Origin of the sequence: Bacteroides oleiciplenus YIT 12058 (genome assembly GCF_000315485.1) — a bacterium.
Classification (GTDB): Bacteria; Bacteroidota; Bacteroidia; order Bacteroidales; family Bacteroidaceae; genus Bacteroides; species Bacteroides oleiciplenus.
This window is the reverse complement of sequence record NZ_JH992941.1, coordinates 1,313,594-1,328,807: the sequence shown is the minus strand read 5'-3', so window position 1 is coordinate 1,328,807 and position 15,214 is coordinate 1,313,594. Positions and strand designations below refer to the sequence as shown.

Sequence of the window (15,214 nt, the reverse complement as noted above, 5' to 3'; positions counted from 1 at the left end):
AATTAAAAAGTTATACTTACACCAAAAGTAAATGTTCTGGGAAGAAGTCCACCTGTTTCCGGGTCCCAATAATCCCATTCTTTATCGAAAGCCCAAACAGCTACATTTCTTACAGTTCCATACACACTGATTTCTTTTGCCATCAACTTCCGTGCAAACTGTTGAGGTACTTTATATGAAACAGAAATATTCTCCAAACGAATAAAACCTTTATTCATCACCTTCTTAGGCTCAATATTCGAAGGACGTGTCGATTTTAAACGAGCATAGGCATTTGATTTATTTTCAGGAGTCCAATACTTACGTTTGTATGTATTCAAATAGTCCCCTTGATGATCAAAAAAGTTCAGATACTCCGTAGTACTTTGTTTATGCCCCATTTGAGAATAAAGACTGAAAGATATGTCCCAATTCTGGAATAGAGTAAATTCATTTCTGAACGACCATCTAAACTTGGGAGTTGTCTGACCTAAAAAAACCTTATCTTCCCGAGTGATTTTATAATCGCCATTCAAATCTCTTGCTTTTGCATCACCTGGTCTCTGCCCATACTTTGCAGCCTCTTCAGCTTCAGCTTCCTGCCAAATACCAATAAATTCATAATCCCAAATAGTAGAAATATCTTTTCCTATAAACCAGCCTTTGTTCACGTCATCCACTTCCTTGCTGCCTATCACTTCTCCAGCCTCATTCAGTACATCTTCATAGCGGTAATACAGATGTTTGATTGTATTCTTATTATGTGAAAGACCGAACGTGGAAGACCAGGTGAAATTCTTATTCCGGATATTAACCGTATTCAGCGAGAATTCGAAACCTTCATTATTGACCTGTCCCAAATTGGTTACAATCTTATCATAACCGGTAAAGTTTGGCAAACTTCTATCCATCAGCAAATCCGTTGTCGGCATGTGATACCATTCGAAGCTACCATTGATACGATCGTTCAGGAAACCGAAATCCAGACCGACATTCCAGGAAGTAGTAGTCTCCCACTTCAAATCAGTATTAGACATCCTTTCAATCTGTAATGAAGACACTTCATACATATTCCCCTGTGAAGTGACATAAGTATATTTACCAGCTGTCCCGCCATATAGTTGAGACAAAGCCTGATAAATACCGATATCACGATTGCCATTTTTGCCCCAAGACAAACGTAGTTTGCCACTACTCATAGGTTCCCATTTAAAAAACTTCTCATTCGTGAAATTCCATGCTGCAGCCAAAGCAGGAAATGTAGCCCAAGGATTAGATCTGCCAAAAGCAGAGAAGCCGTCACGACGTACAGATGCAGTCAGCATATACCGATTGTCATACGAGTAGAATACACGGGCCATCAAAGCAGCGCCCGTATGCTTGGTGTCATCGGCATTTATCTCTTTATTTGCTGCGGTTTTCATATTGTGCCACTCCAATACATCGGAAGGTGTAAAGTTGGAAGCAGCCATTGACTCCGTCCATATCTCGTATTGTTCGGCACTCTGGAGCAAGGTTACATCCAGATTATGCTTCTGTGCAAAGGTATAGTTCCACTTCACCATATTATCCAATGTCCAGTCTACGGAGCGGGCGGTAGACCTGCCGGCGGTTCCGTTATCTTTGTCGAAAACGCTTCGCGCACTGTTCCAGTATCTTGAATGATTCCAGCTATAACGGGGGGCAAAGCTGAACTGGTATGAGACGTTGAAAGGCAACTTAACTTTAGTATAAAAGTTACCCGTCACAGTCTGCGTTCCCGCATCTTTAGAGGACATGGAGTTATTATAAAGACTGTTCACGCCTGTCACCTGATTCTTCTCTCCCATAGGCCAGGGATTCGGTGAACCGTCGCTGTAGTAAGGCGTTGAATAAGGAGAATTGGCAATCTGCCCTCCCCAGTTCACTGTCTGGAAACCTTCTGCACGGCTTTGCAGATTGAGGTTGACACCTGCTTCAAGAAAACTGGTAATCTTTCCATCCAGACGCAAGCTGGTGCGATAGTTCTTAAAGCGATCTCCCACTACCAGACCTTCACTATCCAGATAACCTAAAGACCAGTAGTAATTCAGGTTGGACGTCTTGCCTGACAAACTCACATTGTAGTCTTGTCTCAGCCCGGTCTGGAAAGAAGCATCATACCAGTCGTACGTTTTACCGGCAAAATAGTTTTCACGCTCTATCTCTCCAAGCCCGATACGTTGCAACCAGACGTCCTCCATGTTGGTGGAGCCTTGGCCTATGGCATCATGATTGCGCCATTGCGCCTCGGTCAAGTTATATTTGCTCAGATTCTCTGCCGTGGGCTTAGCGTAATACCCTTGATTTCCAAATCCATTGCTGCTGGCGGCATAGTCTGAACGATACTGCAAATATTCATCGGCACTATATACGTCCCGGTTGGCTCCCATCGTCACAAAGCCTACGCTTGCATCGAACCGGATAGTCGGTTTCTCTTCCGTACCCTTCTTGGTAGTGATAAGAACCACACCGTTAGCCGACTTTGCTCCATAAACTGCCGCTGACGAGGCATCTTTCAATACATCGACAGACTCTATATCCACCGGATTGATTTCAGAAAGGTCACCCTGAAAAATCATACCGTTCAAGACAATCAACGGTCCGGTTCCACCTTTCAGGGAACGCCGGCCGCGCACCAGCAGTTTACCGCCGCCTTTGGCATCGTTGGATATGTCAACGTTTAGTCCCGGGGCTGCGCTACGCAACAGGGCCTGCACAGTAGCCGGTTTCTCTTTCACCATCTTATCGGCCTGTACATGGGTGATGGCGCCTGTCAGGTCTTTCTTCTTCATGCTGCCATAGCCGATTACAACGACTTCATCCAGTAATTTGACGTCTTCCTGCAAGACTACGCGGAGCAACTTCATATCTTTCAGTTTTATCTCCTGCGGAACATATCCGATGTAACTGAATTGAAGCACATCGCCTACTCCGGCCGCTAGGGAGAATTTACCTTCAACATTCGTCACGGTGCCTTGAGTGGCCCCCTTCACCAACACAGTGACGCCAATCAGGGACTCGCCCGATTCATCCGTCACAATACCGGTTACACCTGCCTGGCGCACGCCGGATGTGTCTGTCTTAGTCAAGATTATATGATTTCCCTCCACCTTATAATGAATAGAAGAGTTCTTGAGCAATGTGTTCAATACATCCGACACTTTGGCATTGTCCACACGGATACTTTTGCGCACCTCCACATCCACATCTTTTTTGTAGATAAACAAGTAATCCGTCTGAGCCTCTATTTCATTCAGTATAGCTTCCAGTTGTGCATTCGTCCGCTTTATGGTCACCCGGGCGTTTTGAGAGTGACCACTCTCTGCCATCATACTAAGAACAGAGAAGAATAAAAAGAATATTGATAGTCGCATGATTCTAAATAGTTGTTTTAAGTGCGGATATTTAGGGCAATAAATATCCGACAAAGGAATGTTTTTCATATCTTTGCATATAAGTTATTAATACGATTTATAAAATAAGTTGTGTTAATCGGGGTCGGTGGATGGGGCAAACATCTACCGGCTTTTTTGTTTTTCATCAGTACTGCATCATAGGCTAATCTTCTGTTTTAAGGGATTAATACTTGTTTTCTACTTTATATAAATGACGTCATTATCCTTATCTCTCCTGTATGTGAAGGCCACATCCTTCTGCAACACGCGCAAGGCATAGTCCAGCCCGTCGGATATACGGAACTTTCCGGTCAGTATCACATTCTCTATGCTCTTCTTGTCCAACTGTATTTTCAGGTCGTAATACCGCTCCAGGTCTTCCATAATGCGGGCAAAGGGTTTGTTCTTAAAGCAATACAGACCTTCTTTCCAACGATATACGTTGTAGTCGTCAATTTTGCTCACTACCAGCTTGCCATCCCTCAGGGTTGTTTTATAATGAGGCAAAAGCACCACGGCCGTTTTCTCATTATTGGGCGACTTCACCCTGACTTTTCCCTGCATCAGCGAAGCTTCGAAGATATTCCTCTTTGAATAGGCCTCTACGTTGAACTTGGTTCCCAACACCTCCACATCCATGGCATGTGTGCGCACAATGAACGGGCACTCCGCATTGTGCGCCACTTCAAAGTAAGCCTCTCCGTCCAGTATCACTTCGCGTTTGCCTTTCATGAAGGAAACGGGATACTGCATCCGGGTTCCGGCGTTCAGCCAAACGTTTGAACCATCGGGTAAATCGAGGTTCACACGTTGGCCTGCCGGCACGGTAATGGTTTGCATGGCTACACTCACATCGTCCGTATCTCTTCCTATTGAAAACAATGCAGCCGTTATGCCTACCGTTATCACGACAACAGAAGCTATTTTCAGGAATTCCCTGATGAAATAGTTCTTTCTCTTATTCAGCGTGGTTTGCCTGTCCTTAGGTTCCACGTGTCCGGCCAGAATCATGGCATTGAAGAGCTTCCGCTCACGGCGCAACAGATGGCTGTTCGCCTCCGAGGCCTCAGCCCATTCTTTTACCGATTTCATCTCCTCTACGGAAACGTCTCCTTCGAAAAAGCGATATAATAAGTCTTTATCCATAAATACTCTATTGGTGTATCTACAGTAATAGCGAACCACGGAGGAGAATCCCCAGTGGAAAAACAAACTTTTTTCTAATTAAGATAGAAAAAGAGTAGGGAGACGGGCAGATAATCCTGCAAAGCCAGGCGTAATGCTTTGGTTGACTTGGAGATATGGAATTCTACACCTTTAGGCGTTATGTCCAGCAGGGAGGCAATTTCTTTATGGGACTTGTTCTCATAACGGCTCATGACGAAGATACGCCTGGTTTGTTCGGGCAGGCTGGCGAGGGTTTTGTCCACAATCTCCTGTATTTCCGCCGTAAAGATTTCATAGGGTTCAAAGTCTTCCAAGGTAACGATTCTGCCGGATAACTCCCAGGCATATATCCGGGCTATCTCGTCCGAAGCGTCCTGCCGGATTTGCTGATGACGCAGGTGGTCGATACATTTGTGCTTGATGGCGGTCAGCACGTAGGCGGGGATGTTGGTATCGGCAGGCAGCCGGTCTTTGTTCTCCCAGTAATACATCATGGAGTCGATAACCAGATCTTCGGCAACAGCTTCATCGTGCACATACGTACAGGCAAAGTGGACGAAGCGTTGCTGATAGTCTATAAAAAACTTATTAAAAGCATTTAGATTAGTGGTCATTGGACTGTCAACAGTATTAAAAAAGGTATGATGCCGCAAATGTACGCTTTTTCATGAATAAGAAAAGAAAAGCGGACTTAAAATGTAAAGTACACCCGGTAAATGAACCGTGCGGGGAAATGGGATGTTATTCTGACACTTTGCATTTCCTGTGCATCGAGAATGCTTTCTTTACATCCAGAGGGCGGTGCTACGGGAAAGACGGGAATAAAAGACAGTATTCGGCTTATAAATAAGTAGATACGAAAAAGCATACCACTCTATTAAAGCAAAAGTACCCCTGTTTTCTTCCCGAACAGCCTCATCGCGCTCGAAAAGCCTGCGGAATCCATTCGGAAAGCTTACCCCGTCTATTCGTAAAGCTTAGGTTATTCGGTGGTAAAGCTTACGTTATCCGTCCGGAAGGGCTACACTATCTGCCGAAAGTCTGTGGCTATTGCATAAATGGTGGATAAGGATTGATTATAGCACACATATTCCGCATTTTTATGCACTGTTTCCTACGGCAAGATTCTATTTTGAGATTTCCAACAACTACGGATGTAAGTAAACCGGGCACTTTGATGACATATTGCATCAGTGCCCGGTCCTTTTCTATCAATTAGCCTTTACTCTCAGAATGGTATAAGAGAACGGCGGGAACGTATAACTAAAGTTCTTTCCAAAGCCTTTGAACTCGCTTTCCTGCGGATAAATCTTCTTGGGCTCTTCAAAAGAGTTCTCGTCCATATCGCTGACGGCAGAGAGGGAGATGACTTTACCCGTTTTCTCCACTTGGTTCACTCCGTCCAGCTTCACGCTCAACGGATAGGGCACAGCCTCAGCGTTCACCACTTTCACAATCACCTCGCCTGTGGCTTCATCATAGCCCGAAGAGAAGAACTGGAGCGGAGTCGTTTCGGGCGCATAAGACACTATCAGCTTGCCGTCCATGTAGAGTTCGCTCTTCTGCGGAGCCACCACAAGTTTCACGTCGTACCACCGGTCGTTTTCGAGGCTCTGGGATACCCGCTCGCTAACCACACCTCCCGTACGACCATCCGAAACGCTTTCCACAGCCGTAGTCTGGTTGTTCCAGCCGGCAACGTTGTATACGTAACCCTGCTTTGCGCCCTGCGACAAACCGAAATAGAGGAAGAAGCCTTCGTCGCCACCCACTTTGCGAACTTTACACTCCAGCGTGAAGTGGTTGCTACTGAAACCGTCCACGATATAGCGGGTCGGCGTTTCCGAAGAAGTCTGGCTCAGTACACCGTCTTTCAGCGTCCATGTGCCTTTCTGGTCTGTGGCGTTATTCAAATCAAGGTTGGCGGCTGTGCCGTCTTCCCCGGTCACTTTCATATCCTTAAATTCTACCTGCGTGTTCCAGGAACCAAAGCCTAAGTTGCCGGCACTGTATTCGAGGGAACGGGGTGTGCTCATCGTAATATTGCTCTTTACGTTGTACGTCGGACGGTTTTCGGCCGCCATCTGCTGCACATAATAAGAGCTACGTCCCAACACCTGGTCTGTATCCAGCCAGATAAGATTAACAGCCCAGGAGCGGTCGTTGCGGTTCTCCAGAAGCGGGGCGTAGGAAGCCATCTTCACCAAGTCACCGTTGCGCTCCATGCCGGAGATGAAAGCAGCTTCGGAGAGGGCAGCGCGCATGTTTCCACCGCCCACGTTGGCGTTACAGGCATATTCGCCTACATACGCATCGTATTTGCCGCGCGGATGGTTGTCGAAAATCTTCGTATTCTGGAAGAAGAATTCGGGGTTGACGTACCAGTGCGGGTCAATCATGTCCGTCTTTTCAATCTTGCCCGTTCCGCCCAGACCGTGGTTAGAGATGAGAATCAGCTCGGGATGTTTGGCTTTAATCGCCTTATAGAAGATGTCGAAACGTTTGTCGTACTCGTCGCCCCAGTTCTCATTACCGATTTCTACATATTTCAGTGGGAAAGCCTGCGGATGCCCCTGTTCGGCACGCTTGGCACCCCATTCGGTAGTGACATCGCCGATGGCATACTCTATGGCATCCATGCAGTCGTCCAGATAATAAGCTATCTTGTCTTCGGGTGAAGCGTCGCCCATGCGGTACTGGCAACCCAATCCGACATTGCAGACAAACATGGCATCGGCATTAATATCTTCGCAGAACTGCAACATCTCATGGTAACCGAAGCCATATGAGCAACGGTAGCCCCAAGTGCTGTACTCTCCCGAACGTGCAGCCGGGTCGCCCAACGTCTTTTTCCACTCAAAGCGGTTCGCCAGTGAGATGCCCTCCACCACACAGCCACCGGGCCAGCGGACAAAGGCGGGATGCAAACCTTGCAGCATTTCGGCTACGTCGGTGCGCAAGCCGTTCGGGCGGTCGCAAAAAGTCTTTTCCGGGAAGAGGGATACATAGTCCAAGCTGACCGTGCCCGTACCGTCAAATTCCAGTGCCAGCTTTCCTTTTGCAGCGGTTGCCGAAGGACTCAGCATCTGATGGGTATCAATCCAGACATTGCTTCCGGTCACCTCAACAGGAGCCGAAGCCAGCACTTCGTCTTTATCAGACAGCAACAGGGCGGTTATCTTACCTTTATAATCAGTGGAAGTGCGGAGGATGGTGCGCAAGCGGTAAGAGTCGCCTTTCACCAGATTCATCCCCCAATACCCCTCGTTTATCAGTCGGACAGGGGTGGAGGCGTCCTTAATGGTTACTTTCAGATTGTTCGGAGCCGACTGAAACTTCGGATTCTCTTTCGTCAGTTTCATCCCGGCAGCTGAGGCGTCTTTGGCTTGCAGAGCCCATCCCGGCACGGGTTCGGTGGTCCAGCGGAAGCTGCCGTGACTTACTTTGCCCGTCAGGTGATTGCAAACTTCCTTCGGATGGAGTACATCCCCTTCGGCATAGTAGCCTTCGGGCATTTCAAGTTCTTCAAAACTGCGGTTCTTCACCAGTTCGGCATACAAGCCGCCATCACCAGCGTGGTTGATTTCTTCGAAGAAGATGCCATACATGGAGGGCGCCACTTCGGCACCTTTTTCCTGCAGGTTGATTACGAGTTCTTCTTCCGGCATAACGCCGCTGCATGAGCTCATCAACAATGCGACTGCCGCAAGGCATAAAAGATTTTGCTTCATAAAGTTATTTGTTTGGTATTAGATACAACTGTTCAATTGCAAAGATAGGGCATGACACACAAAGAGATGGGATAGAATCTTGCCAAAATATGCCGCTTTTAAGTCAAAACCAAAGAATTAACAACAAAAAGGGATAGTTCTTCTTTCTCTCCTCTGACGAGAAAGAAGCGCTATCCCTCCTATTAGATTTCCAAGTCAGTTATTTATTCCAGACCGTAAACGTAAACTTCACTCAAAGAGCAATAGCCGTCTCTGAAACTTTCCGTCATCTTTATCTTGACATAACGACCCTTTGTCGGAGTAACGGCGAAAGTCTGGGCTTCAAGTATCTTCTGCATGCTGAAGGTTCCCACCTTTGTCCAGTTTTCCTTATCGGAGCTGATATAGAATTCACCCGCTTTTGTATCTCTGTTGGTATCATGTTGCCGTTGCATCAAAGCAAGCTGGGTGAAAGTATATTCTTTCTTGGTATCGATAATCAACTCATAGGGGAGAGGAATCCTGTTACCGGTCTGCCAGGTGGAATGCCAGAAAGTACCCAGATTATCATCCAACACACAGCCTGCCACACCGTTTCCGGCACCTTCACCCGTCAGTTCTTCCGTATCGGCTTCTGCTGTCCAGCCCGTGCGGTCCAGTTTATTTCCCATGATGCGGATGGCCAGCGGATATACCGCTTTTGCTTCAGCTATTTCAAACTGGGAAACTTCCGCAACCCTGACAGGCAACATATAATCGCCCGGCGTCAATTGGTTGCCGTTTATCGAGATTTCCAGTTCAAGGGTGGTAGTTCCCACAGGCAATGCCGCCGTTTCCGGCACGGTATAAGTACCTTCGGGCAACGCCTTGTAATTCGTGCCATAATCCAAGTTGTATTCCTGAATATAATCATTATCTACCACCAGTTTAGCTTCCAGCTCCCATAAGTTATTCGTATCGAGGCCGAACTTCACCTTCTGCATGATGGTAGAGACAGAGCCGTATTGGAACTGCTGCACCACGAGCGTCGGGTCGGCGAATCCTATGGCAGGTGTAATTACCGCTTTCAGTTTCAGGAAGAGTTCATCCTTATCGGCATTGATAGAATCCGTTTCGCTGGTGACCTTCAGAGGCAACACCCAGACAGCATCCGGATTGCTTTCCATAGCTGCTTTCACAACTTGGGGCTTCAAGGCTATTTCCACCAGTTTATAGCGGTCGGCAGACGAGAAGTCCACACTGGTTGCAGCCAGTGAATAGGCATCCTCACCTATCAGTTTGTAGTTCACCGCTTCCGGTATGCTATATTCCGCATCGAGTTCGGACTGCGTCAATACCCTGATGGTTGCAGCAGCCGTCAGACTGGGATCGCTTCCCGATTTGATGACTGAAAGTGTATACAGGTTGTCTGCATCCGTATCATACAGCGTCACTTCCTGTTTACCGCTATTGTTCACATACAATATTTTATGGTACTCTTCGGGTACCAGTTGGTCCAAATCATATTTTGATTCGCTGCAGGCGCCCAGCAACACCAAGCCTCCTGTCAACAAGATTGTTCTTATTTTCATAACATGTTGTTTTTGTTTAGAGATTGATTAATATCCGGGTGCCTGTATTAACTGCGGGTTGCTATAAAGCTCGTCCATACCACTGCGCGACCACACGGGGAGCAGATACAGTCTGTCTTCCCATTTGAACGGCTGGTTAATCAGTGTCGGCTTATTGAAATCCTCGAAGCTCGGATTCACACGCAGTCCGTCCAGACCGTAGCGGGCACCGGCTTTCAGCATTTCAGGAGCCACCATCCAACGGCGCAGGTCGTAGTAGCGGTGTCCTTCTTCAAAGAGTTCCACGAAGCGCTCGTTGCGTACCCAGTCGGTCAAGGTCATGTCACTTGTAATATCAGCATCGGTCAAATCTTCGAAACCGGCACGGCGGCGAATTTCATTCAGGTTACTGAGGGCTTCGCTTGTATTGTCCAGCGCAGCATAACATTCCGCCAGATTCAGATAAAGCTCTCCCATGCGGATGAATGGACGGCGGATAGCAGTATGGGTACGCGTACCGTCGGCACCATAGTAAATATTGGGATCGATGAACTTCTTCGTCAGATAACCAGTTCCCACACAGTTACGGGTATTACTCGTATTATATCCGTTGGTATTGGTATTCTTCATATTCAGCCACAGCGGTCCGCCATTATTAATCTTCGGACTATACTGTCCACCGTCGAATGCAATCCATGCATAGAAACGGGCTTCGCGCCTGGAGTTCAGCTTGATGATATCATTCTTCACGTCCTCTCCATCCAGACGGTCGGTGGCAAGTGCCGGACTTTGAGTGCCCTCATAGAAGCGGGTGTACCATTGGTCTTCAGGATAGAAATCAGAATCCTTCGCCGGCAGTTTACCGTTCTCTGTATAGAAGTGTTGCACGGAGTACAGTGTCGGGGCATCGCCTGCCCAGCCGCCCGTATATTGTCCGTTACTTCTCTTCACTACTTTATTCGGCAAGCGCCAATCGGTAGCCTCACCGCTATTATTGCCATCTATCGCAATGCGTTGTCCCCAGATCAATTCTTTGTTATTGTCACCTTCGTTAGCCGAAATCAGATACTGGAACATACGCACGCGTTCCTTGAACTCGCGGTTTTCCTCGGTATCCTCTTCACGTCCCGGGATGAAAGGAAGACCCAGATTGTCACGATCGGCTTTCCGGTTGGCAGCCTCTATGTCGAAGAGTTGGTAACCAGCTTCTTTGGCAGCAGTCAGAGCTTCCTGGCAAGCAGTCAGGGCACGTGTCCACTTCTCTCTGCTGTAAGTATTGCTCACCAGTTCATATCCGTATCCCGGAGTTTCGTAATTCTTATTCTTCCATTCCGGATGGGGGAATGAACCGTTCCACAACGGAGAAGCGGCATACAACAGTACGCGGGCTTTCAAAGCCTTGGCTATCGTGGATGTGGCACGTCCCAGGTAATTGGTAGAGCGCGTTGCAGGAAGTACACGGGCAGCATCATCCAGCTTGCCCACAATGTAATCTACACAATAGTCAAAGTGCGAACGTCCCGGAATGCCATCGTTCGTGATGCCCGGATCTACCTTTGTAAGAATCAGGGGACACGGACCAAAAGCCTGCAATACACGGAAGTGATAATAGGCTTCCAGGAAATAGCATTCAGCCTTATACTCTTCTTTATCTTCTGCCGTCACGCCAACCGGCTGTAGTTCGTCAATCAGACTCAGGAAATGGTGTACATAGCCCAAGCTGTTATAGCTGGGAACCCAGATACTCTGGTCGTCACCACCCCAACTACTATAGAATGTTGGAGAAATGGTTCCCCAAGCCACTTGCTGCTGATAGTTGGAGTATTCGTAAGGAGCTGCAGATTCATCCGCCGACAGTTCAAAAGAATGATACTGGAACGGGGTTGAACGCGGAACATTGATATAACAGGAGTACAAGAAGCTCAACGTGGCTTCCTGATCTTTCATAGTGTCTTTAAAATCAGCCTGTGCGGGCGGAATGACATCCAGATAATTACATGATGCCAAGCAACAGGAAGTTATCAGTACCTGTGCTGTTCGGGTTATTTTAGATGTAAGTTTCATATCTCGAAATGGTATTAGATTGTTTTAGAATGTAAATTGAACACCCAGATTGAAAGTACGTGAGAACGGATAAGCATTCCATGCCAGTTCCGGATCCCATAGCTTGAAGGGGCTGAATACCGCCAGGTTATCTCCGCTGAAGTAAATGCGGCAGTAGGGCAGACGATAGCCGATTTCCAGTGTCTTGAAGCGGAGGAAGTTTCCGTTGCGTAGCCAGAAGGTACTGGGTTGTATATTGTTGTTGATATCGGTCTTGCTGATACCCAGACGCGGATAAGCGGCATTGGGATTCGGATTGTCCACCGACCAGTGGTCGTTTGCAATCCACTCCATCAGGTTTCTTTCCAGTGTCTCGCCTTCTTCGCCATCTCCACCGCCTGATAAGAACGGAGCCATACCACTGTTAATCATAATCTTGCGTTTTGCCGAGCCGTTGAAGAATACACCGAAATCAAAGTTCTTGTAGACCACGTTCAGACCGAAACCATACTGGATGCGGGGCACATGGTTGTAGGGTGAAATCATCACCTGGTCTTCGGAAGTAATCTTACCGTCACCGTTGACGTCACGATACTTAAGGTCACCCGGCATGATATTGGCACTCAATTGCGACTGGTCCGGAGAGTTAGCTATTTCCTCTTCGCTGGAAAAAAGACCTTCGGCAATGTATCCTTTGTGAGTATTCAACGGCTTACCGGTATTGGTCTGCCAAACATACGGATAGTCGGGTTCGTCCACATACTTCTGTTCGTTCTGGTTGTAAGTGAAGTTGCCGCGGAAATCTACCGTCAGGTCTTTCCCGAATTGCTTCGTCCAGTTCACACTCAATTCAACACCTTGATTCACTACCTCTCCGATGTTACTCCAGGGAGTTGATCCCCAGTATCCCAACATGACAGGCCAGGATGCACGAGCCATCAGAATACGGTCGCGTACGTCATGGAAATAATCGAACGTAATATTCACCTCATTAAACAGTACCATATCGACACCGATATCGAACTTCTTCACATGCTCCCATCCGGCATTCTCCACAGCCAGCACCCAGAAGGCAGGACCTTTCTTATTAGTTTCGCTTGACGGAAGTCCGGTCCAGAAGTCAAACGCCTTGCCTATACCGATGTTATTCTGATAGAGGAAGTGCGGAGCACCACCGGCAAATGCATCACTACCTACAAGGCCATAGGAACCTCTGATCTTGAAATGGTTGACATATTTGCTGACCGGCTCCCAGAACTTCTCGGAACTCACTACCCAACCGGCGGAAACAGCCGGGAAGAACTCAAAACGCTGACCGGAAGCCAGACGCTCGGAACCGTTGTAACCGAAGTTGAACTCAAGCAGATATTTGTTGGCATAATCATACGTCACACGTCCCGAATAACCTTGGTTACGGTTCGGCAACTGCGTCTGACGATATTCACGCATCATGTACATGGCCATAGCCGACAGATTATGGTCGCCGAAACTACGTCTCCAGTCCAGACGGGCATCAAAATAGAAAGTCTGGTCCGAATTACGGGCAATATCAGACTGGCTAAGGAACTGGTCACCGGTTTGCAACAGTTGCATTTCATAAGTACCTGTCTCCGGATTCCATGAACCGTCCTTCACCTTATACATATTGGATTTGATAGAACGGTTATAAGATGATTCCGACCAGTTTTTGAAGTTCACCAATGCTTTAAAACTCAAACCTTCGGTAATCATCTTCAAATCCTGGTTCAATGCGATGGAAGTATTCAGCGTATTGAAATTGGTTTCTTTGAAAGAACTCATCATATACTCATAGGGGTTTTTGCCAACAACGCCCGGCTTCATTTCCGCTCCACCGAAACGGATGAAACCTTCATCACCATCTTGCTGGGGAAAATAGGCGGGGAATGCCACCGGATTGGTGCGCATCACCATGTTGTACAAGTCTGTAGTCTTATAGTTTGGACCTTGCATATTACCTATCTGAGCCATCATACGCATGTCGATGGTAGTAGTAGTGGTCAGCTTATAAGAGATGTTGTTCTGGAAGTTATATTGCCAGTTGTTGATGTTTGGATTGTAGTAATAATCCGGTGCATCGAGAAGTCCCGTATCGTGGTTGGCCTGAAGACTCATATAGTAAGTCACGCGCGAACCACCACCCGATACATTGACATTGGCACGCTGATTGTAATTACCGTCCCGGTAAATCATATCGAACCAGTCCACATCAGGATACACATAAGGATTGGTACCCAGCTCCGTGTTCAGTATCTGGTCTTCACTGAATTTGGGAGATGTAATCGGAGTCAGACTTCTGGCCTGCGCCGCTTCATTGTAAGTGCGCATGTAAGTGGCACCGTCAGCAAACTTCGTCACCTTTGTCGGTTTGAAGTAAGAGGCTTCCAGAGATACATTGACGGTAGCCTTTGTATTCTCCTGACCTTTCTTGGTGGTCACCAACATTACGCCGTTTGCACCACGGTTACCGTAGATAGCAGTTGCCGAGGCGTCTTTCAGCAAAGAGAAGCTTTCGATGGATTCTGCGGGAATACGGTTCAAATCGGCAGACGAGATTTCAATGCCATCCAGCAGAATCAACGGAGATGCCGAACTGCCGAATGTATTGATACCACGAATATAGAACTCGGAAGTAGAACCCGGCTCACCACTATTCACCATAGACACCACACCCGCCAATTTTCCGGCCAGTGAACCGGTAAGTGAAGAGGAAGGCGCTTTCAAAGTAGCTCCTTTCACGGTAGTGATGGCGCCCGTCACGGATACTTTCTTCTGTGTACCCTGGCCTACAATCACAACTTCATCCAGTACCTCGTTGTCCGATTCCAGTTTCACGGTCATCACACCCAGATCGCCTACCATCAGCGTCTGTGGTTTGTAACCGATATAAGAGAATATCAATTCCGTCTTGCTCGTAACGTCAATCTTGAACCGACCATCAACATCGGTGATGGTGCCCCCTTCCCGACCTTGTACTTTCACATTCACACCAATCAGTGTTTCTCCGGTAGAGGCGTCAACAACTGTTCCTACCAGAGTACGTTTCTGTGGTGTCTGATTTTGAGTAACGATTTGCACTGAGGCGTCAGCCGACTCTGCCATGACAACAGAGGGATAACTACAAACAAAACCAGTGCAAACGAGTAGTCCGGCAAGGACTCTCCGATTGTTTTTCAATAATACTGACTTCATCATCTTATTAGATTAAAGTTAAAAAATAAGTTAGATTCTTTTATTATATATTGGGATATATATCTTGTTTTAAGTTGGAAGTGTATAATAATATAAAGCCGAAAAGACTGCACAGTCCTGCCAAGGCAAGACTGTGCCA

Annotated in this window: 7 protein-coding genes; all 7 read right to left on the bottom strand. The window is 47.2% G+C overall.

The genetic code is table 11. The features are described 5' to 3' along the window. Positions 1–2: 2 nt before the first annotated feature. The 7 genes from HMPREF9447_RS12775 to HMPREF9447_RS12740 all read right to left on the bottom strand — a co-directional run bounded on the left by HMPREF9447_RS12775 (position 3) and on the right by HMPREF9447_RS12740 (position 15,075). Positions 3–3,374 carry a TonB-dependent receptor gene (locus HMPREF9447_RS12775; protein ID WP_244267612.1) on the bottom strand — a complete coding sequence of 1,124 codons (3,372 nt, stop codon included), beginning with the start codon at positions 3,372–3,374 and terminating at the stop codon, positions 3–5. 219 nt (positions 3,375–3,593) lie between these two features. Continuing rightward, on the bottom strand, positions 3,594–4,541 hold the full coding sequence (locus HMPREF9447_RS12770; protein ID WP_044138074.1) for a FecR family protein: 948 nt from the start codon (positions 4,539–4,541) through the stop codon (positions 3,594–3,596). A gap of 74 nt (positions 4,542–4,615) precedes the next feature. Beyond that, entirely contained in the window at positions 4,616–5,176 is a 561-nt protein-coding gene (locus HMPREF9447_RS12765; RefSeq protein ID WP_044138073.1) for an RNA polymerase sigma-70 factor, read from the bottom strand. Between the two features lie 597 nt (positions 5,177–5,773). Continuing rightward, positions 5,774–8,293: an alpha-L-arabinofuranosidase C-terminal domain-containing protein gene (locus tag HMPREF9447_RS12755; protein WP_009130154.1), complete on the bottom strand. Its 2,520-nt coding sequence runs from the start codon at positions 8,291–8,293 to the stop codon at positions 5,774–5,776. A gap of 203 nt (positions 8,294–8,496) precedes the next feature. Then, positions 8,497–9,843 carry a BT_3987 domain-containing protein gene (locus HMPREF9447_RS12750; protein ID WP_009130153.1) on the bottom strand — a complete coding sequence of 449 codons (1,347 nt, stop codon included), beginning with the start codon at positions 9,841–9,843 and terminating at the stop codon, positions 8,497–8,499. A 27-nt stretch (positions 9,844–9,870) separates the two neighbouring features. After that, positions 9,871–11,886, bottom strand: coding sequence for a RagB/SusD family nutrient uptake outer membrane protein (locus HMPREF9447_RS12745; protein WP_009130152.1), 2,016 nt, complete (start codon positions 11,884–11,886; stop codon positions 9,871–9,873). Between the two features lie 24 nt (positions 11,887–11,910). Continuing rightward, positions 11,911–15,075: a SusC/RagA family TonB-linked outer membrane protein gene (locus HMPREF9447_RS12740; protein ID WP_009130151.1), complete on the bottom strand. Its 3,165-nt coding sequence runs from the start codon at positions 15,073–15,075 to the stop codon at positions 11,911–11,913. Positions 15,076–15,214 lie beyond the last annotated feature (139 nt).

Excerpts from the sequence above, each read along its gene's own strand:
- HMPREF9447_RS12745 (WP_009130152.1), bottom strand. The coding sequence starts at position 11,886 with ATGAAACTTACATCTAAAATAACCCGAACAGCACAGGTACTGATAACT.
- HMPREF9447_RS12765 (WP_044138073.1), bottom strand. The coding sequence starts at position 5,176 with ATGACCACTAATCTAAATGCTTTTAATAAGTTTTTTATAGACTATCAG.
- HMPREF9447_RS12775 (WP_244267612.1), bottom strand. The coding sequence starts at position 3,374 with ATGCGACTATCAATATTCTTTTTATTCTTCTCTGTTCTTAGTATGATG.
- HMPREF9447_RS12755 (WP_009130154.1), bottom strand. The coding sequence starts at position 8,293 with ATGAAGCAAAATCTTTTATGCCTTGCGGCAGTCGCATTGTTGATGAGC.
- HMPREF9447_RS12740 (WP_009130151.1), bottom strand. The coding sequence starts at position 15,075 with ATGAAGTCAGTATTATTGAAAAACAATCGGAGAGTCCTTGCCGGACTA.
- HMPREF9447_RS12750 (WP_009130153.1), bottom strand. The coding sequence starts at position 9,843 with ATGAAAATAAGAACAATCTTGTTGACAGGAGGCTTGGTGTTGCTGGGC.
- HMPREF9447_RS12770 (WP_044138074.1), bottom strand. The coding sequence starts at position 4,541 with ATGGATAAAGACTTATTATATCGCTTTTTCGAAGGAGACGTTTCCGTA.